Raw genomic sequence first — 23947 nt, forward strand, 5'->3', positions numbered from 1 at the left:
TATTTTAATAATTAATTTTCAAGCATGTCTAGAAACAACGCAGCACTCCATGAGAAGTTTCCGCCACCGTATCCTTTTGCGCCTTCTGTATATTCTGACTTTCTAGCATCAAAGTATTCATAGAACCCTACTTTACTAAGTATTTCGATACTGTCAGATTTTACTCTAGCAGCAATCGTATTGTAACCATACTCTTTTAAACCGTAATATAATAGCCAGTTAAGATTAATCCAAACAGGTCCCCTCCAATATTTCTTTGGGTTAAAACGATCACTTGTAGGATCAAATGAAGCACATAAATACATGTCTTCTCCTCCAAATTTTGTCATCATCGTATTAATGATAATTGCAGCTTGTTCTGTTGAAGGAATTCCTGCAAATAATGGCGAGAAAGAAGAAGAGCTTACAAAACGAATAGGCTTTTCATTTCTTAAATCATAATGAATGTAAGCACCTAGCTCTTTATCGAATAATTTAGCATTGAACGACGCCTTACTTTTTGCTTGCCAGTATTCTAATTGCTCCACTTTTTCTTGATTACCACCTATCAATTTGTACAAGTTAATCATGGCGTCATTTGACTTGATCAACATCGCATTAAATAATGGATCTTGAACTAAGAATGGGGATAAAGCTGCAATTTTTGCATCGTCGTAGTTGTGCGCTTTTGCAATTTCGATAATATGTAAATAATGATCATACTCTCTATTAGTAGGTCTTTGAGAAGAGTCAACATGCGTGGTGTCTCTACGTTCAAATGTGTACTGCGGCGGATTCATTGTTTTCCAAATATCGTCCCATATAGGAGAGTTATCTGTTCCAGACTCCCAGTTGTGATAGATGTATACTAAACCTTCATTTTGTGGATCTCTTTTACTGTAAAAATACTCATGATTAAAATATACTTTGTCAATATTGTCTTTTATAAAAGCAAGTACATCGTCTTTGTCTGTCGCGATTTCATACATTTTTTCTAATGTAAAACCTAAGACAGGAGGCTGCGTCATTCCCGTTGATGGATAGTCTAAGTTTGAATCTGGATGCAACTTTGACAAATGAAAATCGCGGCCAGGGAAATAACTATCTGTTTCAATGTGAAAAACAATATGCGGAATAAAACCATTTTTCCATTGTGAGTTCAACAATGTTTTCATTTCCTTTTTAGCCTTTTCCATGTCATAATGTGCAAAACCTATGGCAATGAACCCTGAATCCCATTTCCATTGAAAAGGATACAAACCTTTGCTAGGTATCGAGTATCCAATTTCTTGAAAATTGTCATTTAATATATTTTGAGCCTCTGCGATCATGTCTTTTTTCATGCTATGCTATTTAATTTTGAAAGTCAGTTTATTTTAAAACCAAGTTCTTACCAATCCCTTATTTATTAAAAATTGAAGGTAAGGTTTACTAATGCTGTTCTAGGAATGATAGGTCTTCCTACAAAAAATTCTTCTTCCGTTTGGTTGTTACCTACTCTAGGAGATCCTTCTGTAATACCATCTGAATTAAGTAAGTTGAAACTTTGTAATCCTAAACGTAATGTTTCATCAGCCTTACCAATATTGAATGTGTACCCTAAGTTTAAATCTACGATACCAAAACCTTCTAATTTAATTGTGTTTGCTTCGTTAGCATATTTATCTCCAGAGTAGCTATAATCTACATTAGCATCAAAATTTGATTTATCATATGACAATCCTAATTTTGTCATCATGTTAGGCTGTCTTACTAATTTGTTCCCTACAATTGCTGGTGTTTTTTCTGATTTAGTCACCTCATGTTTTTGGTAAGTAAATGTACCGTTGAAAGCAAATCCTTCAGTAAATCTCCAGTTCCATGTACTTTCAAGTCCGTATGACTTTGTACTTTGCTTGTCTACTTTTTCGATCAAACCTACACTGTTAGGATCATTGATGAATTCTATAGATCTTCTATCAGATAAGTTTAAGAAGAAACCAGCTAATGTTCCTGAGAACGTTCCTTTACCATATTTTAATCCTGCTTCTCCTTGTACAATTTTTTCTGAGCTGTAAGAAGATGGATTGTCTAATGCGTCAAATTTCACACTTCTTAATTCTGGAAAAAAGTAACCTCTAGAAAAGTTTCCGTACACACTTGCGTTATCATTTACTTTATAAAGTGCCGCTAATGCTACTGCAAAATCATCTGCTGTTACATGTCCTGTTTGAAAAGAACCTGTTCCCCATACTACATTGTCAAGTTTAGCAATTCCTGTATTATCAACTAAGAACGATGCTGTTTTTTCATTTTCGATATCTCCAGAAGCTCTTTCATAACGAACACCAATATCAAAATTCCAACGATCTAATTTTATCTCATCAGCTAAGAAAAACGCTAATTTATTACTTGCAATATTTCTATTAGTGTATCCAGCTCCTCTATTAGTAATACCATTTACAGTGTATCCTGAAACATTTACTAATCCTGGACGGTTGCTATACTCGCTTAAATAACTTGTAGTGACATTAAAATCTCCTGCTTCTGATCGAGACATAAACGTTCCTCCAGTCAAGGTATGGTTTCCTGTATCGTAGCTTAATTTGATATCTGCAACTAACTCACTTAAAGGTCTGTTTCTATCTAAAATTCTATTTTCGAATAATCTAGCGTTTGCTGGTAAAGCCGTTCCATTTAATTGTGTGAATGAACCCGCTGCTAATCCTCTTGCTGCTAAATATTCTTGTTGAGTCTCTACAGCCTTAGCTCCGCTTACACCTGATCCGTCAAGGAATAAATTAAATTGGTGCTCGTACTGTGATTTTCTAATTTTAGCATCAATTTTAAGATCGTCATTAAAATTATGTACAAAATTAGTCATGAAATATCCTCCCTTAGTACTTACTCCATCTCTTATAGGTGATGTGTAAATTCCGTTTGGTGTTTTATATGAAAAGTTTGCAGCACTTGCTGTTTGTAATGTTAGAATTTCCTCACCATTGTTTCCAGTAGGACGGTTTCTTGTTCCACCTTCTAATGGGTAAGGCAAGAAGAATTGTACTTGGTCATCGATGTATTGTCCAGAAAAAGTGATTGATCCTTTCTCTGTAACTTTCTTTATATTACCTCTTAATTGGTAACCTTCTGTAGGCAATCCTGTTTTTATAGGACCTTCATCATATCTATAAAATCCTGTAAGTGCATAAAACATTTTAGAGTCTTTCCCTCCTAATTGACCACTAGTCAAGAAATCTGCTTTGTATCTTGAATTTGTACCTAATTCTAATTTTAAAATATTTTTTGGTGTTTCTGAACCCGTCACACTAGTATAATTAATAATACCTGCAACTGAACCTACTCCATAAAGAACCGATGATCCTCCACGTACAAACTCTAAACTTTTGATTCCAATGTCTGTTCTAAAGTAAACATCATGCGCAGATGAGTTTAGTCCAAAAGTTGCTAGCACTGGCATACCATCAATTTGTAAAGGATTAAATTGAAACTGTCCTCCAGAAGGCAAACCTCTTACAAAAACATTAGAAGCGACCTCTCCTCCTCCATTCTCTGTAGTAATACCAGGAATACTTCTTAAAATGTTAGCCTGACTGCTGGTATTTAACTTAGTCAAATCCTTAGCACTTAAAGAGGTAATCGATAGTGGTGTTTCTTTTTGAGAACGTTTAGTCGATGTGGCCGTTAATACTACCTCGTCTAAGGTTTCTATACTTTCTTTTAAAATGAAATCTAAAGTAACATTAGCGCTAAAGTTTACTGTTTTTGTCTGTGGAAAGAAACCAATGTAAACCGCTTTAATTTTTTGCTCTCCAGTTAAACTTGATTTCATAATGTAGTTACCATCCATATCTGTAGAAGTAGTAACATTAGATCCTAGGATTGCAATATTTACTAGAGGCAACGGATTGTTGTTCTCATCATAAATAGTTCCTTTAATAACTGATTGTGAATAGGAACAAGTTCCGATAAGCAGTAAAAAAATTTTGATATAATTTTTCATAGCGTGGATATTTGAATTAAATAATTTGGTTGTTAGTTCAGCTAATTTATACTAGCTGCAATCATTATAATGCATAAATTGCAGAAAAAAACACCGCAAACGTTTCCGCAAACGTTTGCAAAATAATTTTTTTTAATATCTTTACCAACAAATCAATAAAAAATGCGCAAAAAAAATGTAGTAACCTTAAAAAAAATGGCTTTTGATTTAGGATTATCTATTTCAACCGTTTCTCGTGCTTTAAATGGTCATATCGATATAAGCGCAGAAACAACTGCAAGAGTAAAGGACTATGCTAACAAGGTAAAGTACGTGCCTAATCTATTTGCTAGAGGGTTTCGTTCTCATAAAACAAATATCATAGGAGTAATTATTCCTAACATTGAGCATCAATTTACAGCTACTTTATTAAAAGGAATTATTTACAATGCCGATCTTAGTGGTTACAAAGTAATTATTTGCGAATCGTTTAATAATGAATTAAAACAAGCTGAATTATTAGAAACCATGGTACAATTTGGAGTCGATGGTGTATTGATGTCACTGGTAAAAAAAACCACTAAGATTGAACCTATATTGGAAAGCATGAAAAACTTTCCGCTAATATTATTTGATAGGATTTCGAGTAAAGTGCCTTGTACCCAAATAATCGTTGATGATGAAGACGCTGCTTTTAAAGCCGTAGAACACTTGATACAAACCGGCAAAAGCCGCATCGCCATTATTAAGGAAACAGAGAGCTCTGTCATATCCGAAAAAAGATACATGGGCTATCTACGGGCTTTAAAACAATATGGGATAACTGTCGATGAAAGTATCATTTTAAGCTCTGAAGACTTATCGATTGAAGAGGGGAGAAAATTAACTACTATTTTACTAGGTTTAAAAGACAGACCCGATGCTATTTTTGCCATCACCGATGAGGCTGGAGTGGGTGCAATTCAAATCATCAAAAAGAATAAAATTAAAATCCCCGCAGAGGTTGCTGTGGCAGGTTTTAGTAATTCTGCTTTTTCAACTATAATCAAACCCAACTTAACTACGATTGACCAACCAGGAAACCGTGTGGGTGAACTGGCTATAAAAACATTAATCGATGAGATCAATAGTCAAGATGAGATTAATCACAAAACCATCCAGATTAAAACTAATTTAATCATTAGAAAGTCCTCTTTTAACCCGCTTAAAAAGTAAACATCCTCACTTTTACTGTAAAAATGAGGCTGTAATTTGTATTATAAAAAGCTGTTACTATCGAGGTGCTAACCAACTTTTAGGATTTGTATATGTGGTGTTTTGAAGCAGTAAAAATTTAATAATTGTTTTTCCAGTATCACCACTCGTTCTAACGCGACCTATGACTTGCTTGATACTCACTTTGTCTCCTTGGCTTACAGATACTGAACTCAGGTTTTGATACACTGTAAAGTAATCTCCATGTTGTATCATCACTGCTTTGTTCACCGGCGACATTACCATTACACGTGATACTTCTCCTCCAAATACAGCTAATGCATTTGCACCATCATTTGTAGTAATCTCAATACCACTGTTGTGAATAACTAGCGAACTGTATATAGGGTGTGCTTGATCACCGTAGCTTAATGAAATAAATCCTTTTTCTACTGGCCATGGTAAGTTTCCACGATTGGATCTAAAATTATCTGCAACTATTTTTGCCTCTGGCGTCAATTCAATCCTTGATGACGATACAGGTTCCTTTGCAGCAACTGCGGCCACCTCTTTAGGAGTAGATTTAGATTTTTCAGCTAGTGCTTTGGCTTTAGCTTTCTCTATAGCGGCTTTTCTATTGGCCTCAGCAATCGCCTCTCTAATCAAGCGATCAATTTGTTTATCGATTGTTTTAGATTCTTTCTGTTTTTTTCGAATGTCAGAAACGATTCTATTTTTATCTTTCTTAATCTCGTTAACCAGTTTTTCTTGCTCGCCTTTCTCTTTTTGAAGTACCGTACGCTCTTTTACGTTTTCAGCAAGTAACTTTTGTTTAACAACCTTTTGACCATTAATTTTTTTATTAATTACCACTAGATCAGTAGACTTTGTCTTTATCTCTTCTCCTTGTGATTTTCTAAAATTAGTGTACTGTTTTAAGTACTGAGCTCTTTTATATGCCTGTAAAAAAGTTTCAGATGATAAGATAAACATAGCGCGACTTTGCTCTGATCTACTTTTATATGACTTTACAATCATCTTAGCATAATCTTGCTTAAGCACAATAAGCTCTTTGTTCAATTTATTAATCTTCATTTGATTAATATACATGTCGTTTGCCAGTAATTTTGTTTGCTTCTCAGTAGTACTAATCAGGTTTTCTTTCAGTCTAATCTTGTTTTTTTGAATTAAATAGACATTCATAGCCGACTTCTCCTTCGACTTAACCGATTGCAACATCTTCTCGTTATCACGAATTTCTTTTTGAATTTGGGCCTTTCTTTGCTCCAACTTATCTTGTTGGGACTGACTCCACATGACAGAAGTCATGCAAATACAAATTAGGGTAAGGAAAAATTTTGGCATCTTAAAAAATATATTTTTGCAAATTTACTTAATTATAACTTTATTGTAACCATTTGGCACACTATAAGGAAAAGAAAGTTCTTCATTAAAAGAAATTGTGTTATAATCTAGTTTTATTTCTGATTTTTTATTCTTCTGGTAACTGTTAATAACCACATTTGAAGGGATCGTAATTTCGTTATTAGTCTTTGGGTCAGCATACGCAATCAATATCATTCTCTCCTCTGTAGGCTGGCTTACCTCTTGTTTTTTTATTTCGAAATCCCCTGCGTCGATGTAAAACGATTTTTTAGTTCCACCATTCTCATTATCATCTAAACGATACATTTGTTCTAACAGCGATTCTGTATATTTACCTTTATTTAAATCGTCGATTGCCTCACCTATTAGCAAATTTTGCATCTTTGTGTAATCAAGATCAGTACCTAACCATTTACTTAATGTACTAAAATCACCTTCAAAATAGGTCCCTTTTATTTTTTCATAATAGCGCACAGATTTAGGTGTTATAGAAGCTTTAGCCATCGTAATACCTAGAAAACGAATACTTACTAGAATTTCTTCATCCTTTTTAATTTTAATCTCTGCCGTTACATTCTGTGTTTGCTTATCATCTGCATAGCGCACATTAGCTTTTACATAAAGTGTTGAAAAATCCTTTTTATTATCATAATGTTTATTGATAATTGTTTTGGATTTTAAGTAAGTCGCTGGAGTGATTGGCTCTGTAACCACCGATTGTGTTTTACAAGAAGCCATCATAATAATGACTAATAGTAGGCTTATCTTTTTCATAATTAGATTATTTTTTTAATAATTCATTGGCTTTGCTAAAATAAAATTCCTTTTTCTTAGCATCCCCAAGACCGTTGTATGCCTCACCCAATTGAATATAAAAATTAATTTCTAAGGGCTTGTTTTCGATCAAGAAATCTATTCCTGATTCTAGAACGTCTTTGGCTTTTTTAAATTGTGTTAATTGGTTATAACCTAAACCAGCATAATAATAAAATTGTGGTTGCGAAGGGAATAAGGAAAGTAAATCTTCGGCAGCAGCTACCACTTTTTTAAACTGTTTGTCTTCGGTGTAGGCTTGAAGCAACAGCACATTAGTCTCTACACTTGCTAGCTCGCTTTTATCGTTTGCTTTTTCATACATAGCAATCGCCTTCCCCCATTCTTTTTTATTGTGATAGAATTTCCCTATTTCGAGTGCTACATTAATCTCTTTATCAGTATCAAAATAGTTGATGGCTTGATCTAAATCTGAACTATACTGTGGGTTTTTATCAACATAAATTAAGAATTCGTTCATTATTCGATGCTTAATTTTACTATCAATTTGTGTACTTCCTAGAACGGTATGCATCGCCTTTACTACTTTAGGGCCGTCATTTTGATCTAAATAAATTTTGAACAAGCTCACTTGAGCCCATTCTGATTCTGGAATTTCTTTCTCTAATTTTTTAACAGTAGCGGTTATTTTCTCTACATTATTACTTTTAGAGTACAAATAAATGAGTGCGGTATAATTGGACTCTTCCTTGGGATATTTCGCGATAAGCGCCTCTAAATTTTCAATCTCACTACCTTGGTATTTTGGTTGCGATAAGATTTGCTTTTTATACAAATCTCTCCTATCAGTTGACCCTACCGTTTCATTGAGTTCGTTGATCAAAGCTAGTGCTTTATCAAACTGACGCGTATTCATATACAACGACGTTAAATCTTCTTTGAATTTAGGGTCGAATTTGATTAAAGTAGTAATGTTGATAATGGCATTATCAAAGTTTTGTGTCGCATAATCAACATCGTACATGCCTACAAAAAACCACTTATTTGAAGGGTCAATTTTTGCTGCTTGTTCAAATGAAGAGTAGGCATTTTTATACTGCTTAAGCGCCAGATAATTTTTACCTAATTCAAAATAAATTGTAGCATTTTGAGGTTCTATTTTTAAACATTGCTCTAGCGAGACTACTGCTTTATCGTAGTTCTCGATACCTTTTTGCTTGAGCGATTCATAAAAATAATTCTGGAATTTAGTACTTTCACTTTCGGTATTTAGTGGTTGTGCTTGAGCCAGCAAAGCCGTAGCATTACCAATTATAAGGACAATCAAATAGCGAAGTGATTTCTTTTTCATAATTACTTTTAAAAAATAGCTGCAAACATGATGGGTTTGCAGCTATTGTTACCTTTATAAAATCATTATTCTAACACAGAATAATCTCCAATGCTTACACTTGTAAATTCACCATCATAGCTTACGTGATTTCCTATCATGGCGTTGTCTAGCTTGGCATTACTAATATGTGAATGCGTTTGCACTAAACTGTTTTTTATCGTACTATTAGTTACGTGGCACCCTTTACCTAAAGATACATTAGGTCCCACAGTAGCGTTTGTCAAGACAACATCTTCGCCTATGTAACAAGGAGGAATAATCGTGGCGTTATCTAAACGCACATTTGAAGCTACTAGATTAACCTTATCGCTGTCTAAAAATCCTAACATACGAGAATTGGTTTCTACAGTAACATTTTTATTCCCGCAGTCCATCCATTCATCTACACTTCCTGTTTTAAAAACTTTACCGTTACTCATCATGGCTTTGATACCATCATTAATCTGGTACTCACCCCCATTTTGAATGTTATTATCCAATACGTTTTGTAGTTCTTTTTTTAAGTCACCTACTTCTTTAAAATAGTAAATCCCAATAACTGCTAAGTCACTTACAAATTCAGCTGGTTTTTCTACAAGCTCGGTAATCTCATTTTTTTCGTTCATTTTCACCACACCGTAAGCTTCTGGCTCATCAACTTGCTTTACCCAAATAACGGCATCAGCGGCTGGATCAAGATCAAAATCGGCTCTGATAAGTGTATCTGCATAAGCGATAACTGCTGGTCCCGAAAGTGATTCCTTAGCACACATAATGGCATGTCCTGTTCCTAATGGCATGTCTTGACGATAGATTGACGCTTTTGCACCTAATCCTTCAGCAAGATTTTCCAAGCTTTTTACCACATCTTCACCAAAGAAAGCTTCATCACCAAGGATAAATGCGATTTCTTCAACTGGTTCTTTTAAGATTTTTGCAATATCTTGAACTAAACGGTGTACTATAGGTTGACCTGCAACCGGAATTAAAGGTTTAGGAACTGTTAATGTATGTGGACGTAAACGTGAACCACGTCCAGCCATAGGAACTATTATTTTCATATTTATCCCCCTTGCCCCCAAAGGGGAACTCCTATTAGGGGTCAATAGGCTTTATGTTAATATTTATTTTATATACGCTTTACTTCCCCCTTCGGGGGTTAGGGGGATTACTTCACCCCTGTACTACCAAAACCACCTTCACCTCTTGAAGTTTCAGATAATTCTTGAACTTCAATCCACTCTGCGCGGTCGTGTTTTGCAATGATTAATTGTGCGATTCGCTCGCCATTATTGATTACAAAATCTTGATTGGATAAATTTACTAAAATCACCCCAATTTCTCCGCGGTAATCTGCATCAATCGTGCCAGGACTATTAAGTACTGTAATTCCGTTTTTAAAGGCTAATCCGCTGCGTGGTCTTACTTGTGCTTCATATCCTATAGGCAATTCGATAAAAAGACCTGTTTTAACTGCTGTTCGCTCTAATGGCTTCAAAGTAATTGTCTCAGTTAAATTAGCTCTTAAATCCATTCCTGCAGACGCTATCGTTTCATAGCTAGGCAAAGCATGTTGCGATTTATTGATGATGTTTATTTTCATTTTTATAATTTGTGTCTGTATACTTTTCGAATTACAAACGTAGATTAATGTGTTTTATTTCTAATTTTAAATAGCAGCTTTCTCCAATAATAAGGTCGAACTGGCTACAATAATACAATTTTTACTCAGGTACGCTATTTATGACGGCTAACCAACAGCAATAACTAACCGATACTATTTTGGACTTTTATTTATAATTCTAAGCAAAGTTACTTTCTCATTGTGATAGATAAAATATAGGAATGCGACTAACAAACCAACACCTATAAAATAGTTTTCGCGAAAGCCATAAAACGAAATTGCTGAGAAAACTATTGATATAGAAAGATATCCTCCAATCTTTTTTAAGTCATAAGGAATAGGATAGTATTTATTACCCAAATAATAAGAGATCAGCATCATACTTGCATACGCAGCTAAAGTTGCAATCGCCGACCCGTAATAGCTCATAGTAGGAATTAATAGGTAGTTTAGCACCAGTGTGATTATCGCTCCTACAATTGAAATATAAGCACCCACATGGGTTTTATCAATCAATTTATACCATACAGACAAATTAGTGTAAATACCTAAAAAGAAGTTAGCCAATATAATCAGTGGTACTACTTTCATAGCGACCCAGTATGAACTATCTCTAATCAATAGCATCTTAAATAAATCAGCAAAGACAATTACAGATAATAAGATGAACGAACCAAAAATCACAAAATACTTGGTCACCATCGCATAGGTTTGCGGTGCATTTTTATCTGAAGAATGACTGAAGAAAAATGGTTCTATTCCTAAGGTATATGCCGTTCTGTAAAGCACCATAAATAACCCTATCTTATAACATGCTGAATAGACACCCACCTCTGTGTCAGCTATATTTGCAGGTAATAAATTACCTAGTAGGATTTTATCAAATTGCTCATTAATGGCAAAAGCAATCCCAGCAACAAGAATAGGAAGGCCGTATTTCATCATTTGTTTCCAAAGTCCGAAATCAAACTTCCATTTTAAAGCAAGGTAATTAGGAGCTAATACAATAAAAGTAAGCAGACTCGAAATGATGTTTGCTAAGAAAATATATCCTATTTCAAAATTTTCAACATACAACGAACTTAATAATCCGTTAGGACTTGCCGCCACCCATCTAGGTAGATAAATTAAAAACGAGATTGTAAGCAATAAATTTACCACCACATTAGCTATTTTTATGACAGCATAAAACATAGGTCTTTGTGTCGCTCTTAATTTAGAAAATGGTATGATTACTAAAGCGTCTAAGGCAAGAATCCAGATGGTGTACCCGATGTATTGTGCATCAATATTTGACCACTGCGACAAGGTACTGCGATACAATAAAGCTAAAAATAGAAAGACAATGGTAGACCAGAAAATCGTTATCATCGAGGTTTCTACCACTTTATCTTTATCCTCTTCCTTATTATAGAACCTAAAAAAAGAGGTTTCCATACCATAAGCCAGAATAACATTGATGAATATCATGTAAGCAAAAATCATCGATACTTTACCATACTCTGCTTTAGGAAGTAGATCAGTATATACTGGAACCAGTATAAAAGAAAACATTCTAGGCAGTACTGTTGCAAGGCCGTAAATTGCTGTCTGTTTGAATAAATTTTTATATAATGCCAATGTGGTTGGGTCTTATTAATTCGAAAAAGCAAAAATAACTATTTCTATGATTAATTTGTTGCTACTAGCGTAATGATTGCATTCTTACAACTAAGTCAAAAAGGAGAACGGTAAACAGGACTGGTTACTTGAATAAAATTACAAAATGATATTAGAGCAATTAGCTTAAACCATTTTCATCTATCATCTTCAAGAAATGAAACCCTTTAGGAATATATCCTTGATTAAAGTAAAACCGCTGCGCTGTAAAGTTATTAGTATATGCATCAAGTACAATCATCGTGCAACCTTCCTCACGTGCTCTAGCATCGATAAAATCGGTCATCATTTTACCTAGACCTTTAGCCCTATGAGCGGGATCAACAATAAAATTATCGATTTCGATATACTTACCAGACCACAACTTGTAGCCAGTCCAGAAACCAGTAAGTGCCACACAAATATCATTATCATAAATGGCTAGTTGCTTGTAGTTATGCGGAATCATTTCTTTAAGATAAGACTCGTATTTTTCAATAGTAAATTCAACGTACAAATGCTTAATTATATCGAGTTCAGCAAGCATTTCGTTTAGGTTCGAAAGTATTTTAAGAGTTGGCAAGTTAAAAAGGGGTATTAAATTATTTGTAGTATAAAAATAGACAAAAAAAAAGAGTCTCAATAAATGAGACTCTTTAATTCTTATAAATTTATTCTAGTACAATTATTACAATGCATTATAAATTTTAGGATTGAAACTAATACGTTTCTTATCCTTTTAAAGCTTCAGCACCACCTACGATCTCTAAGATCTCATTTGTAATGGCAGCTTGACGCGCTTTGTTGTAAGTTAATTTCAATTGATTTCTCAACTCAGTTGCATTATCAGTTGCTTTGTGCATAGCAGTCATACGTGCTCCATGCTCAGAAGCAAATGAATCACGAATACCTTTATACAATTGCATCTTCAATGACTTAGGGATTAGTGTAAGAACGATTTCCTCTTTTGAAGGTTCGAAAAGATAATCTCCAGTAGAAGCAACAACATCAGATTGAATTGGCGCTAACGGTAAAAATTGTTCTGTTTGAACGATTTGTGTCGCAGCATTTTTAAACTGATTGTATATTAATTCTATTTTGTCATATTCACCAGCAACAAATTTCTCAGTTAAGGTATCAGCAATTGCTGCAACATTATCAAAAGTTAAGTCATCATAAACTGCACTTTCATTTGCAATAACAGTGTTTCCTTTACTAAGTACATCATTACCTTTTTTTCCTATTGCAAAAATGTCTACTTGTTTTCCAGCATAGAATTCCATGCGGCTTTTAGCACCTTTAATTGCATTAGTATTAAAAGCTCCAGCTAATCCTCTATTAGAAGTAACCACTACTAGCAACACTTTATTAATCTCGCGTTGTGTAGTAAAGTCACCCCCTACTTCACCTTCAAGTGTAGCAGAAAGATTCTGTAGCAATTCCGTTAACTTTTCGGCATAAGGGCGCATTGCAGTAATCGCATCTTGTGCTTTTTTCAGCTTTGCAGCAGAAACCATTTTCATCGCAGATGTGATTTGCATCGTAGATGAAACGGAAGTAATTCTATTACGGATTTCCTTTAAATTTGCCATTTTAATTTTTGGTAATTAGTAAATAGTGATTAGTAATTAGCTCTTCACTAGTTACTAATCACTAATCACTTATATTAGTTATATTTTGCTGAAACTTCTTTAGCTACAGTTTGAATCACATCTGTAATTTCATCTGTTAACTTACCTGCTTTTAAAGCATCTAATGTTGGTCTATGTTTAGCGTTTAAGAATTCTAAGAAATCTTTCTCAAATTCTTTTACTTTATTCACGGGAACAGTTTTCAATAAGTTTTTAGAACCAGCGTAGATAATTGCAACTTGGTCTTCAACAGTATAAGGATCATTTAAACCTTGTTTCAAGATCTCAACGTTTCTTCTACCTTTTTCAATTACATTTAAAGTAACTGCATCTAAGTCAGAACCAAATTTAGCAAACGCTTCCAATTCACGGAATTGTGCTTGATCTAGTTTCAAAGTACCTGCTACTTTTTTCATTGATTTAATTTGAGCATTACCTCCAACACGAGATACCGAGATACCTACGTTAATTGCTGGACGAACCCCAGAGTTAAACAAATCTCCATCAAGGAAAATTTGACCATCTGTAATCGAAATTACGTTTGTTGGGATATATGCAGAAACGTCACCAGCTTGTGTTTCGATAATAGGTAAAGCAGTCAATGAACCACCACCTTTAACGATACCTTTTAATGAATCTGGTAAATCGTTCATGTTTTTTGCAATTCCATCATCAGCAATTACTTTACAAGCACGCTCTAATAAACGACTATGTAAGTAAAATACATCTCCAGGATATGCCTCACGTCCCGGTGGTCTTCTTAATAAAAGAGAAACCTCACGGTAAGCAACAGCTTGTTTAGATAAGTCATCATAAACAATTAAAGCTGGACGACCTGAATCTCTAAAGTACTCACCAATTGCAGCACCTGCAAAAGGAGCGTATACTTGCATAGGAGCTGGATCAGAAGCATTTGCAGCAACGATAATGGTATATGCCATTGCTCCTTTTTCTTCTAACATTTTAGCGATTCCTGCTACAGTTGATGCTTTTTGCCCAATTGCAACATATATACAAAATACAGGTTTTCCTGCATCGTAAAATTCTTTTTGATTTAAGATAGTATCGATACAAACAGTTGATTTACCTGTTTGACGGTCACCAATAACTAGCTCACGTTGTCCTCTACCTACTGGGATCATAGCATCAACTGCTTTTACACCTGTTTGTAATGGCTCAGTAACTGGCTGACGGAAGATAACTCCAGGAGCTTTTCTTTCTAATGGCATCTCGTATAATTCTCCACCAATTGGTCCTTTTCCATCGATAGGAAAACCAAGTGTGTTTACTACACGTCCTACCATTTGTTCTCCTACTTTAAGAGAAGCGATACGTTGTGTTCTTTTTGCAGTAGATCCTTCTTTGATTCCTGTTGATGGTCCTAAAAGTACCACACCAACATTGTCTTCTTCAAGATTTAGTACAATAGCCTCAAGACCATTGTCAAATTCTACTAATTCTCCATATTGCACATTCGAAAGCCCGTAAATACGAGCAATACCATCTCCAACTTGAAGTACCGTTCCTACTTCCTCTAGTGTAGCACCAGATTCAAAACCTTCTACTTGCTTTCTTAATATTGCTGAAATTTCAGCAGGTTTGATTTCCGCCATCTTAATTTATAATTTAGACACTTAAATGTGTAATAAAAATTAGTTACTTAATTCTCTTTTTAATACTTGTAATCTGTTAGCAACAGAAGCATTGTATTGCTTGTCACCTATTGTTATAATAAATCCTCCAATAATTGCTGGATCTACGATATTTTCAATTGTAATCTTCTTATCTGATAAGGTTGCAATCTTAGCTAAAACTTTTGCCTCTAAAGCTGCATCCATAAGAATAGCTGTAGTAACCTTAGCTACTTCAACACCATTCATAATATCAAATAAAACATTGTACTCTAATGCTATTGCTTCTAAAATTTCAAATCTTTTGTTTTCAAACAACAATTGAAATAAACTTTTAGTCACACCATTAGCACTTGCAAAAACTTCTAATAAAGCGTTTTGTTTCTGTTCTACTTTTAAGGTAGGATTTTCAATAAAACTACTTAATTCTGCATTTCCTTTGATAGTAGAAGCGATCATTTTCATATCCTCACTAACTGCTTCAGCCACACTTTTTGATTGTGCTATCTCTAAAATTGCTTTTGCATAACGAATTGCTGCTCTAGTTCCTGACATAATTTTAGTTTAATTTTACGTCACCTAACATGTTCTCAACTAATTTAGTTTGAGCTTCTTTGTTAGATAATTCGTTTTTCAATAATTTTTCAGCGATATCTAATGATAACGTAGAAACATGAGATTTTAATTCAGCCATAGCTGCATTTTTCTCTGATGCGATAGCTGCTTTAGCTTGTTCGATCATACGTTCTCCTTGAAGTTGTGCTTCAGCTTTAGAATCAGCAATCATTTTATCTCTCATCTCACGTGCTTCTTTTAATAAAGCGTCACGCTCAATTCTAGCTTCTTGCAAGATACGTTCGTTACTAGCTGTTAAATTTTGCATTTCAAGACGAGCTGACTCAGCAGATGCTAATGCACTGTTGATAGACTCCTCACGGCTTTTTACAGCTCCTAAGATTGGTTTCCAAGCAAATTTTCTTAAAAGAATAAAGAAAACAACAAAGATAATTGTTGTCCAAAATATTAAACTCTCTGGTGAAGTTAATTGCATAAACTTATGTTTTAAAAATTGTTTTTGTTTTTTGTAAAAAAACTTCCTGTAGCCAACCGCTACAGGAAATTTTAAATTTTAATTACTGTGCGATTAACGCAACAACAACTGCGAAAAGTGCAACACCTTCAATAAGTGCAGCAGCGATAATCATAGCAGTTTGGATTTTTCCAGCAGCTTCTGGTTGACGAGCGATAGCATCCATTGCAGATCCACCAATTTTTCCAATTCCAAGTCCTGCTCCGATTACTGCTAATCCAGCTCCAATTCCAGCTAATACCATAATAGTAAATTTATATAGTTAATAATTATTAAAACACATTTTAATGATGATCATGCTCTGCTACAGCTTGACCAATGAATAATGCTGATAACAACGTAAACACGTATGCTTGTAACGCTGCTACTAACAATTCTAGTACACTCATGAATAATACAAAGGCTCCAGAAACAGGAGAAATCCAAACTGTATCAAAAATGAAGATTAATGAAACCAAACTCAAAATGATAATGTGACCTGCTGTAATGTTAGCAAATAAACGAATCATTAATGCAAATGGCTTTGTAAGCATTCCTATCAATTCTACAGGAATCATAATTGGCGCTAACCAAACTGGTACTCCTGGCGTATTGAATATGTGACCCCAATAGTCTTTGTTTCCGCTTAAAGTTGTAATGATGAAAGTAATCAACGCCATTACAAAAGTAAAGTAAATATTTCCAGTTAAGTTAGAACTAAAAGGAAAGAAAGGAATTAACCCTATAAGGTTGTTAATCCAGATAAAGAAGAAAATTGTCAAAAGGTACGGCATGTACTTTGCATATTGTTTCTCTCCAATGTTTGGTCTAGCAATATCATCTCTAACAAATGTTACAAGTGGCTCTAAGAAACCAGCAAGCCCTTTTGGTGCTAATTGGTTTTTCTTGTAGGAACGCGCTACTACTAAAAATAGAAAGAACATAACAAGTGCCGACATGAACATTGAAAAAACATTCTTAGTGATTGAAAAATCTAGTGGTCTTGCATCAAATGCAAAGGCACCATTTTTTCTATCACTTTCAGATAAATTTTCATATTTATCTGCGTAAAAAATAACTTCTTTAAAACGAACTAATTTTTGCCCATTGACATCAATTACGTGTTCTCCTTCGTTATCATGGTGAAAAGCTTCAGAAGAGAAAACTTCTAAACCATTGTTTGTCCATAAAATTACAGGCAAGTAAAACGAAATAGGATGACCGCCCCAATCAGCAATGTGAAATTCATGAGAATCCCCAATGTGATCATTGATTAATTTTGTAGCATTGAATTTTTCTTTCTCGGGTGCAGCATGTGCCCCGTGCTCTGCAACTGCTTCATTAGCAACAGGAATACTGTCAACCGATGGATTTGCAAATCCGAAGTAAGGAATACTGGCTACTAAAGCAACTAATAAGAACTGAACAGGTTTATTTGAAAATACCATTATTAAATTGTTGTCTAATTTACGTTTCAAAATTTTTTGCAAATGTACATAATTTATTCAGAATTGAAAATATATCAATTAGTTTTTAAAAAAGATGTCGATTTTGCTCGTGTTTCATTGACTAAAAATACTCTTTAACGCTTGTTTATTAAACGAATCGCAAAAAATGTCTCAAAAAACAAATAAAAAAAATACGGAATAAAAAATAATGCCACATCTCCTATCTTGCTAATCACGTCTGATCTTAGTAACGGAATCAAAAAAACAACCGCTGCCAACATTTTTAATAAGCTAAAACCCATATAAGCAAAGCCAGTAAAATCTTGAAAAGATTTATGCACAAATAACAAAAATGCGTAAGAAACTATCGTGATCAATATATGAAATGTATAAATACTCCAAATAGAATAAAAGAAGGTGATATTGCCAAAAACATTCGAAACAATCAAGTATTGTAATAAAAACAATACTATCGAAAAGGGAATTAAGTATTTAACAAAATTTAAAATTGGTTGCATTAGTCTTCTTTATTTAAGTTTTTAACCTGCCTAATGACGTTATAGAGTCCTATAAAAACAGACAGTAATGATAGTATAATTGTAAATAATGAGGAGTTAGTATAGCGCTTGTCTAACCACATTCCTAAGTAAGTGAACGCAAAAATAATCACTCCCATTTGAAAAGGAATATTCATTAATACGATCCACTTGTTATTTACTTTTTTGTTTGGTTTCTTTTCCATCGCTTAGCATTAATTTACTTGAGCTATCGCTCATTGTACAGCTCGCACTAAAATCTGCGCCTGGTTCTACAGCTAGTTTACCTACCGTTACTTCGCCTTCAATGCTTGCTTTCGCTTTTACATTAAGTAGCTCGTTTACTTTAACCTTCCCTTTTAGTTTGCCCTCAATATCAGCATTATTGCATATAACATCTCCAATAATAACTCCTGATGGACCTAATACTAAACGTCCTGTTGAAACAAAATTACCAGTTAATTCGCCATCGATCCTAAAGTCTGTTTTAGTATCGATATCGCCCGTAATGTTTGTTCCCTCAACGATTCTATTGGTTTTTCCAAAGACCTCTGGGTATCCCGTATTTTTTTTATTAAACATTCTTATTGTTTTTTAAATTCTACAAAGTCTTCCAAATTTTTATTGATTTGAACTACCTTATAATTATCTGTACTGATTGCAATGTAGGGTGCATCTACAGAAAATTCTTTCGTGTTTTTTAAATAATTAGCAATTTCAGTTGCTTCGGCCTCAGATCGTAAACCATGTATGGTAATGAAATTGTCTGTTAAAGTATAATGATCGAATGAGTAACTCAAATTAGGAGTCGCTATTGCTTCTTTCCACTTTTTAACTGCCGCCTCTGTTTTTACCGTTTGCTGATCGCTAAGCGTGCCTACTTTAAATAATATGTTCCATTTATTTGAAGGTACTTTTGTAAATACCATCGCCTCAAGAACCGGAAGGTCTTTATTTAGAATAAGTGTTGCCTTTTTACCTTCGATGCTGTTAGGATAATTTGTGGCAACAAACTGTAAGCTCTTTTTGTATGCTTGTACACCAGCAACTTTACCTATAGCGGTCGCTTTAAGCAACTCAAATTTAGAAACAATCTCTTCACCTGAATACTGCGTGATTAAATTTTCTAAGCTATTTAATACCGTCGCATAATCACCCTTTTCATAAATAGCATATAGCTTATTATAAACATCATCCGGTGATCCTAGATTAAAGTCTTTGTCCTGATTAGGATTTGAAATTATCTGAGCATAGCGAGACTCTGGATATTGTGATACAATAAATTGCTTTGTGGCAACCGCTTTCTCTGGAGCGATAATCTGGTAAATCTTATATAAATTATAGTGACTAGGCAGTATTAATTTCTCTTCTGGATTGTTTTTAAGGAGTTGTTCTAATTTGGCTGCAGCCAATTCATATTCTTTTAATTTCTCCTTGTAAATCACTCCTAGCTGGTAGTAAGCTGTATTGCGTTCCTTAGACAAGCTAGCGATTTCCGTATCTGTTTTAGGCAACGTTTTAATGTAGAAATCTGTAGTGTACTCCGGCTTCATAACAATTGCTTGAGATGCCGCATCTTGCCCATCAATAGAATCTGTAACGGGAGTAGTAATTAAATCGTCTGTGTTTTTTTGGTTTGACATTCTCCAGTTTCCGTTTGCTGTTCTATTGCCCCAGTTTTTCTTAAAAACAATCTTCCCGTAAGAAACAGTTGTAGGGTTGTAGAAATAAAACAAAGCATTTCCTGATGAGGCAATACTAGTCTCTGCACCTAATGTAGGTAACGTTTGTAATTTATTGCCAAAACCAGTTGGCGGTGCTAGAGGGTCTAGACCGGGTAGACTATTGTTTCTATCAATATTTTTCTGCTTTTCTTTAGCCTCTTCTATGGCTTTTTGTTTTGCCTCATCTGCCTTCTTGATTTTGTCAATGTGGCCTTGGTAATAGGCTACTCTTCCTTCAGGAGACATTGAAACTACGTTTAAAATACTGTCATTTCTTACCGCAATATCTTCATAGAATATAACTTCATCAAGATCAGTACGCACTTTTTGAATGCGTAAAAATTCCCTAGTTTTAGGATTTAAACGTACTAAGGTACTGTCATAATATTTAGAAGCAGTTAAGTATTTAGCGTCTTTAAAATATAGATTTCCTAAATTTCTATAATCAGATGCGATCAAGTAATCGTCATCTTTTGCTTTATTTAAAGATTGATTATAATATTTAGTTGCTTGAATTTGCTTGCCTTGTTGATCATAGAAAACCCCCATTTGGTAATTAAGAAGATCAAGGAAAGGTCTGTTTTCACGATCTGCTAGCAGTTTGTTGAAATGTTTAACAAAGGCAGTGGTATCGCCTTTTTTTGAATCAAATAATTCTGCTTTACGCAAATGTGCTTGTACAAGGTATTTTCTATCGATTTTTCGATTAAGATCAATTACATTATTGTAACATTCGCGAGCATTGTCTTTTTGAGCTAACTCTTCATAAAGTTGGCCTAAAATAAAATTATAGCGTCCTTTGTCTTCATTCTTTTTAGTGAATTCTATAGCCAATTTTAATTTAGCTACCGCACTATCCTTTTCTTCGATGTTTAAAAAAGCTTCTGCCATTAACGCATTAGCATCTGCAAAAACTTGTTTCTTTAATTGCTTGTTGTCAAGCAAAATTCTCATGTTGTTAATCACTAATGCATCGTTACCTAAGCGCATATTTGTTTTTTCACGCCAAATCTTTGCTTCGTCAATATTGCTACTATTAGTGTATTTGTAGAGAATAAAGTTAAAAGCATCTAGCGCAGGAATGAACCGTTGATCGTAGTAACGCGCTTTACCTAGTAATAAGTAAGCTTCATCAATTTGTGTGTTGCGTTCTCTACCGTTGATTAACATAGAGTGTTTTTGAATTGCCTTAGTTGCTTTTTCCTCAGCGATTGAAAAATTAGGGTTATTGGTTTTTACCCCTGCATCATCCGTAGTATTGTATTGCATTTTTTCAACAGGCAATCGCATCCAGAAATTATCTGTTAGCTTGTCTTTTATATCCTTTACCCCTTGATCTAATGCAATTTGACCGTTATACAAAATATTGTATTCGGTGGCTAGAGCGTGTGAACTTCTAGCTAAAAATGTGTTCTTTTTAGTAGAACAAGCTACCAAAAAAACCAGGAATCCTAACGGAAACAGAAATCGATAATTAGAGTTTTTCAATGGTAAACGTTTTTATCATTAAACTTTTTTAAAAGCTTTTTAGTATACTAACTGGTAAAAATACGTTTCTTTTTGAGAAAGCGAAAATTATATGTAGTTATTTGACTACTGCCGCATGAGGGATGTAATGGAAATCCTTTTTTATTTTATTTTTCTAAAATAAAAAAGATTGGGAATGAAAGCCCGACCACGCATTTTTATGCGTGGTCATGCCCAAATAAATTATATTTTAAACTGCAAAAAAGGACTCTAATTCTTGTAATGTTTCTGGAGATGTTTGTATGTCTTTGACCACTTCGCCCTTGTTTAACGCTACAATTCTAGAACAAACCTCAACGGTGTGTTGTAAATCGTGACTAGAAACTAAGATGGTAACCTCCGGATTATCCGCTAGTTCTTTGATTATTTTCTTTAATCTACTTACTGTTGTAGGATCTAGATTTGCAAAAGGTTCGTCTAGAATCACTACCTCAGGATTCCCAATTAAAGTGGCAATGATTCCCACTTTCTTTTGGTTTCCCTTAGACAAATCACGCAAGTACTTTTTGTTTTTAAGAATCTCACCGTTAAAAAACTCTTCGTATTTAGCTAATAAAGCATCTATGTCGGCTTTGTTTTGCCCACGTAAATCGCCTATGAAATAAAAATATTCCTCAGGAGTTAAATAGCCTATCAAGAAACTCTCATCGATAAAAGCTGCAGTGAAGGATTTCCAAGCTTCACTAGTATTTACTTGAATGCCTTTATTAGTAATTTGGCCTGTTGTAGGCTGAATTAAATCTAATAATAAACTAAAGAAGGTTGTTTTTCCTGCTCCGTTATTCCCTACTAATCCTAGACTTTGCCCTTTTGGGATTTCGAGATTTTCTATATTTAAAACGGTGGTGCTATTGTATTTTTTTGAAAGGTTTTGTGCGTGTATCATGGTTAGAAATTAATCGGTTGTTGATAAGTTTATTTAAGTCGGTTTTAGCTAGTTTGTTTGTAGGCCGCAATAGTTGCGTATTTCTCTTTCTTGTAAATTTTTTCGATTAAGACAAATACTTTACTTTTTAATAATAAACCTAATACGCCTATGACTGCAATGATGATAAGGCCTGTGTTTGCAGAAGCATATTTCATTGCTAACCAATAAATAAAAACAGGCAGTCCTAATTGCGGAATAGATATAATCATGGTCTTAACGTTAAAGGCTTTTTTATCTCCAAAAGCTCCTTTTGATGAGCTTAAATCTATAGGGGCTTTGTTAAACGCACCACCTAACAACACTAACTGCGAGTTGATACCAATATTATAAATGGCTCCTACAACTATAATTAAATAGGTCTCCCAACCAAAGTACAAGTAGAAAGATGCCAAGATTGTGCTGACAATTGTAGCAATAACCATAAGCGACCACTTTGATTTTAAGTAATCTTTATAAGATACATTTTGTGTCATTAGTAACTGATAATACGAGCTGTCCCAACCAGGTACATATTGCCCGAATGCAATTAAAAATCCTCCTGAAACAAATACGCCTCCAAAGATTTTCATGGCAGAACCATACATCTCTGTATTCGTGAAAAATAATAATCCGTAGAATAAAAATAAAACACTTAATCCTACAGTTGTTTTTGAGCGCTTATTTCTCTTTATTAATTTAATGTCGTTTTTAAGAAATGTTCCTGTATTCCCAAATTGATTTAACCATGTAAGTTGCTCTGTTCTTGCGACAGCGGTTTTAGATGAAAGTCCAGCATCTAAATAAAGGTTGCTCATCAAGAATTTAAACGAAATATAGTAAATCGCTACAAGTGCAACTACAGGAATTGCAAATGCCCAACTTGTATGAAAAAAAGCATTGAAGACTGGTGCTAAATAATCAGTGATATTGAAATAATTATAATACTGTAGTCCAGCAAATACAGCTACTACTGCTATAAACACGCCAAGCAAATTGTCCTTATTACTCAGCAATATATTGATAAAGTTGTTAATGTATATCAATGAAAAGATAGCCATAAACCACATCAATACAGAGATCACGTCATATCCTTCTATTAACAAGATAACCGTAAAAGGTATGAATAGAAAAAAGTGAATAATATTGAAAAACGAAATCATGGTTTTACCCAAAGAAAAATGAACTATAGTAGGTTTACTAATTTTTAATAGTAATAAGGGTTTGATATTAAGCACCGGGATTTTTTGTGCCAAAAGTCGAAAACTTAAATCTACGGCAAAATAAAAAATCAGGAATTTATTGATGGTAAGAAGCGGGTCTAAATTTGACTTTTTCATAATGTAGAATGAACCTACTCCTAGCGCTAAGAAAATCAGGATAAAATAAAGCGCTACGAAGCCCATTAATATCTTGAGTCCAAGACTAGTTGCAAAGGATGCTGATCTTGAAAAAGCTTTCCACTCTAGGTAAATAAACTTGTTAATCATTGGTTTGGTTTTTTGGTTTATAAAATTAGTACGTAAAAAGT

General features: G+C 34.1%; 21 protein-coding genes. 1 reads left to right on the forward strand and 20 read right to left on the reverse strand.

All coding sequences use genetic code 11. From position 1 onward, the window contains the following. Window positions 1–11 precede the first annotated feature (11 nt). On the reverse strand, window positions 12–1322 hold the full coding sequence (locus tag HNQ00_RS09785) for an amylo-alpha-1,6-glucosidase (RefSeq protein WP_173838157.1): 1311 nt from the start codon (window positions 1320–1322) through the stop codon (window positions 12–14). A 65-nt stretch (window positions 1323–1387) separates the two neighbouring features. After that, window positions 1388–3979: a TonB-dependent receptor gene (locus HNQ00_RS09790; RefSeq protein WP_173838159.1), complete on the reverse strand. Its 2592-nt coding sequence runs from the start codon at window positions 3977–3979 to the stop codon at window positions 1388–1390. A gap of 162 nt (window positions 3980–4141) precedes the next feature. Here HNQ00_RS09790 and HNQ00_RS09795 point away from each other — a divergent pair, with 162 nt between their 5' ends. After that, entirely contained in the window at window positions 4142–5173 is a 1032-nt protein-coding gene (locus HNQ00_RS09795; protein WP_173838161.1) for a LacI family DNA-binding transcriptional regulator, read from the forward strand. 57 nt (window positions 5174–5230) lie between these two features. Here the strand turns inward: HNQ00_RS09795 and HNQ00_RS09800 are convergent, their stop codons facing one another. From HNQ00_RS09800 to HNQ00_RS09885, 18 genes are all read right to left on the reverse strand, one after another. Further along, the gene (locus tag HNQ00_RS09800; protein ID WP_254598482.1) at window positions 5231–6481 is read right to left on the reverse strand and encodes a murein hydrolase activator EnvC family protein; all 1251 of its coding nucleotides are present in this window, start codon (window positions 6479–6481) and stop codon (window positions 5231–5233) included. A gap of 60 nt (window positions 6482–6541) precedes the next feature. Further along, the gene (gene lolB1 / locus HNQ00_RS09805) at window positions 6542–7312 is read right to left on the reverse strand and encodes a lipoprotein insertase outer membrane protein LolB1 (protein WP_173838165.1); all 771 of its coding nucleotides are present in this window, start codon (window positions 7310–7312) and stop codon (window positions 6542–6544) included. A 7-nt stretch (window positions 7313–7319) separates the two neighbouring features. Further along, entirely contained in the window at window positions 7320–8663 is a 1344-nt protein-coding gene (locus tag HNQ00_RS09810) for a tetratricopeptide repeat protein (RefSeq protein ID WP_173838167.1), read from the reverse strand. 65 nt (window positions 8664–8728) lie between these two features. Then, window positions 8729–9745 (reverse strand): sugar phosphate nucleotidyltransferase, encoded by a 1017-nt coding sequence (locus HNQ00_RS09815; protein ID WP_173838169.1) that lies wholly within the window; start codon window positions 9743–9745, stop codon window positions 8729–8731. Window positions 9746–9852: 107 nt separating this feature from the next. Beyond that, window positions 9853–10287, reverse strand: coding sequence for a dUTP diphosphatase (gene dut / locus HNQ00_RS09820; RefSeq protein ID WP_173838171.1), 435 nt, complete (start codon window positions 10285–10287; stop codon window positions 9853–9855). A 174-nt stretch (window positions 10288–10461) separates the two neighbouring features. After that, window positions 10462–11928 (reverse strand): lipopolysaccharide biosynthesis protein, encoded by a 1467-nt coding sequence (locus HNQ00_RS09825; protein ID WP_173838173.1) that lies wholly within the window; start codon window positions 11926–11928, stop codon window positions 10462–10464. Between the two features lie 160 nt (window positions 11929–12088). Beyond that, window positions 12089–12493 carry a GNAT family N-acetyltransferase gene (locus HNQ00_RS09830; RefSeq protein WP_173838175.1) on the reverse strand — a complete coding sequence of 135 codons (405 nt, stop codon included), beginning with the start codon at window positions 12491–12493 and terminating at the stop codon, window positions 12089–12091. 184 nt (window positions 12494–12677) lie between these two features. Then, the gene (atpG, locus tag HNQ00_RS09835) at window positions 12678–13538 is read right to left on the reverse strand and encodes an ATP synthase F1 subunit gamma (protein WP_173838177.1); all 861 of its coding nucleotides are present in this window, start codon (window positions 13536–13538) and stop codon (window positions 12678–12680) included. 74 nt (window positions 13539–13612) lie between these two features. After that, window positions 13613–15190 carry a F0F1 ATP synthase subunit alpha gene (gene atpA, locus HNQ00_RS09840; protein ID WP_173838179.1) on the reverse strand — a complete coding sequence of 526 codons (1578 nt, stop codon included), beginning with the start codon at window positions 15188–15190 and terminating at the stop codon, window positions 13613–13615. Between the two features lie 39 nt (window positions 15191–15229). Further along, entirely contained in the window at window positions 15230–15763 is a 534-nt protein-coding gene (gene atpH / locus HNQ00_RS09845) for an ATP synthase F1 subunit delta (protein ID WP_173838181.1), read from the reverse strand. Between the two features lie 4 nt (window positions 15764–15767). Beyond that, a complete protein-coding gene (locus HNQ00_RS09850; RefSeq protein ID WP_173838183.1) occupies window positions 15768–16259 on the reverse strand; it encodes a F0F1 ATP synthase subunit B in 492 nt (163 codons plus the stop codon). Window positions 16260–16341: 82 nt separating this feature from the next. After that, window positions 16342–16542 (reverse strand): ATP synthase F0 subunit C, encoded by a 201-nt coding sequence (gene atpE / locus HNQ00_RS09855; RefSeq protein WP_026708812.1) that lies wholly within the window; start codon window positions 16540–16542, stop codon window positions 16342–16344. 40 nt (window positions 16543–16582) lie between these two features. Next, window positions 16583–17725, reverse strand: a complete 1143-nt coding sequence (atpB, locus tag HNQ00_RS09860; protein ID WP_173838269.1) for a F0F1 ATP synthase subunit A — start codon at window positions 17723–17725, stop codon at window positions 16583–16585. 517 nt (window positions 17726–18242) lie between these two features. Beyond that, the gene (locus HNQ00_RS09865; protein ID WP_173838185.1) at window positions 18243–18467 is read right to left on the reverse strand and encodes an AtpZ/AtpI family protein; all 225 of its coding nucleotides are present in this window, start codon (window positions 18465–18467) and stop codon (window positions 18243–18245) included. Further along, window positions 18436–18843, reverse strand: coding sequence for a bactofilin family protein (locus HNQ00_RS09870; RefSeq protein ID WP_173838187.1), 408 nt, complete (start codon window positions 18841–18843; stop codon window positions 18436–18438). The genes HNQ00_RS09865 and HNQ00_RS09870 overlap by 32 nt, the downstream gene beginning before the upstream one ends. A gap of 2 nt (window positions 18844–18845) precedes the next feature. Next, window positions 18846–21473, reverse strand: a complete 2628-nt coding sequence (porW, locus tag HNQ00_RS09875; protein WP_173838189.1) for a type IX secretion system periplasmic lipoprotein PorW/SprE — start codon at window positions 21471–21473, stop codon at window positions 18846–18848. Between the two features lie 229 nt (window positions 21474–21702). Further along, window positions 21703–22398 (reverse strand): ABC transporter ATP-binding protein, encoded by a 696-nt coding sequence (locus HNQ00_RS09880; RefSeq protein WP_173838191.1) that lies wholly within the window; start codon window positions 22396–22398, stop codon window positions 21703–21705. Window positions 22399–22442: 44 nt separating this feature from the next. Further along, on the reverse strand, window positions 22443–23906 hold the full coding sequence (locus HNQ00_RS09885) for a DUF5687 family protein (RefSeq protein ID WP_173838193.1): 1464 nt from the start codon (window positions 23904–23906) through the stop codon (window positions 22443–22445). Window positions 23907–23947 lie beyond the last annotated feature (41 nt).

Origin of the sequence: Flavobacterium aeripolare, from assembly GCF_013294025.1 — a bacterium.
In the GTDB taxonomy this organism is placed as follows: domain Bacteria; phylum Bacteroidota; class Bacteroidia; order Flavobacteriales; family Flavobacteriaceae; genus Flavobacterium.

What these genes read in the sequence shown, in the direction of transcription:
- dut (WP_173838171.1), bottom strand. Translation starts at nt 10,287, where the DNA reads ATGAAAATAAACATCATCAATAAATCGCAACATGCTTTGCCTAGCTAT.
- HNQ00_RS09830 (WP_173838175.1), bottom strand. Translation starts at nt 12,493, where the DNA reads ATGCTTGCTGAACTCGATATAATTAAGCATTTGTACGTTGAATTTACT.
- lolB1 (WP_173838165.1), bottom strand. Translation starts at nt 7,312, where the DNA reads ATGAAAAAGATAAGCCTACTATTAGTCATTATTATGATGGCTTCTTGT.
- atpH (WP_173838181.1), bottom strand. Translation starts at nt 15,763, where the DNA reads ATGTCAGGAACTAGAGCAGCAATTCGTTATGCAAAAGCAATTTTAGAG.
- HNQ00_RS09795 (WP_173838161.1), top strand. Translation starts at nt 4,142, where the DNA reads ATGCGCAAAAAAAATGTAGTAACCTTAAAAAAAATGGCTTTTGATTTA.
- atpG (WP_173838177.1), bottom strand. Translation starts at nt 13,538, where the DNA reads ATGGCAAATTTAAAGGAAATCCGTAATAGAATTACTTCCGTTTCATCT.
- HNQ00_RS09815 (WP_173838169.1), bottom strand. Translation starts at nt 9,745, where the DNA reads ATGAAAATAATAGTTCCTATGGCTGGACGTGGTTCACGTTTACGTCCA.
- HNQ00_RS09810 (WP_173838167.1), bottom strand. Translation starts at nt 8,663, where the DNA reads ATGAAAAAGAAATCACTTCGCTATTTGATTGTCCTTATAATTGGTAAT.
- HNQ00_RS09800 (WP_254598482.1), bottom strand. Translation starts at nt 6,481, where the DNA reads ATGACTTCTGTCATGTGGAGTCAGTCCCAACAAGATAAGTTGGAGCAA.
- HNQ00_RS09850 (WP_173838183.1), bottom strand. Translation starts at nt 16,259, where the DNA reads ATGCAATTAACTTCACCAGAGAGTTTAATATTTTGGACAACAATTATC.
- HNQ00_RS09880 (WP_173838191.1), bottom strand. Translation starts at nt 22,398, where the DNA reads ATGATACACGCACAAAACCTTTCAAAAAAATACAATAGCACCACCGTT.
- HNQ00_RS09865 (WP_173838185.1), bottom strand. Translation starts at nt 18,467, where the DNA reads ATGGAAAAGAAACCAAACAAAAAAGTAAATAACAAGTGGATCGTATTA.
- atpA (WP_173838179.1), bottom strand. Translation starts at nt 15,190, where the DNA reads ATGGCGGAAATCAAACCTGCTGAAATTTCAGCAATATTAAGAAAGCAA.
- HNQ00_RS09885 (WP_173838193.1), bottom strand. Translation starts at nt 23,906, where the DNA reads ATGATTAACAAGTTTATTTACCTAGAGTGGAAAGCTTTTTCAAGATCA.
- HNQ00_RS09790 (WP_173838159.1), bottom strand. Translation starts at nt 3,979, where the DNA reads ATGAAAAATTATATCAAAATTTTTTTACTGCTTATCGGAACTTGTTCC.
- atpE (WP_026708812.1), bottom strand. Translation starts at nt 16,542, where the DNA reads ATGGTATTAGCTGGAATTGGAGCTGGATTAGCAGTAATCGGAGCAGGA.
- atpB (WP_173838269.1), bottom strand. Translation starts at nt 17,725, where the DNA reads ATGGTATTTTCAAATAAACCTGTTCAGTTCTTATTAGTTGCTTTAGTA.
- HNQ00_RS09785 (WP_173838157.1), bottom strand. Translation starts at nt 1,322, where the DNA reads ATGAAAAAAGACATGATCGCAGAGGCTCAAAATATATTAAATGACAAT.
- HNQ00_RS09870 (WP_173838187.1), bottom strand. Translation starts at nt 18,843, where the DNA reads ATGTTTAATAAAAAAAATACGGGATACCCAGAGGTCTTTGGAAAAACC.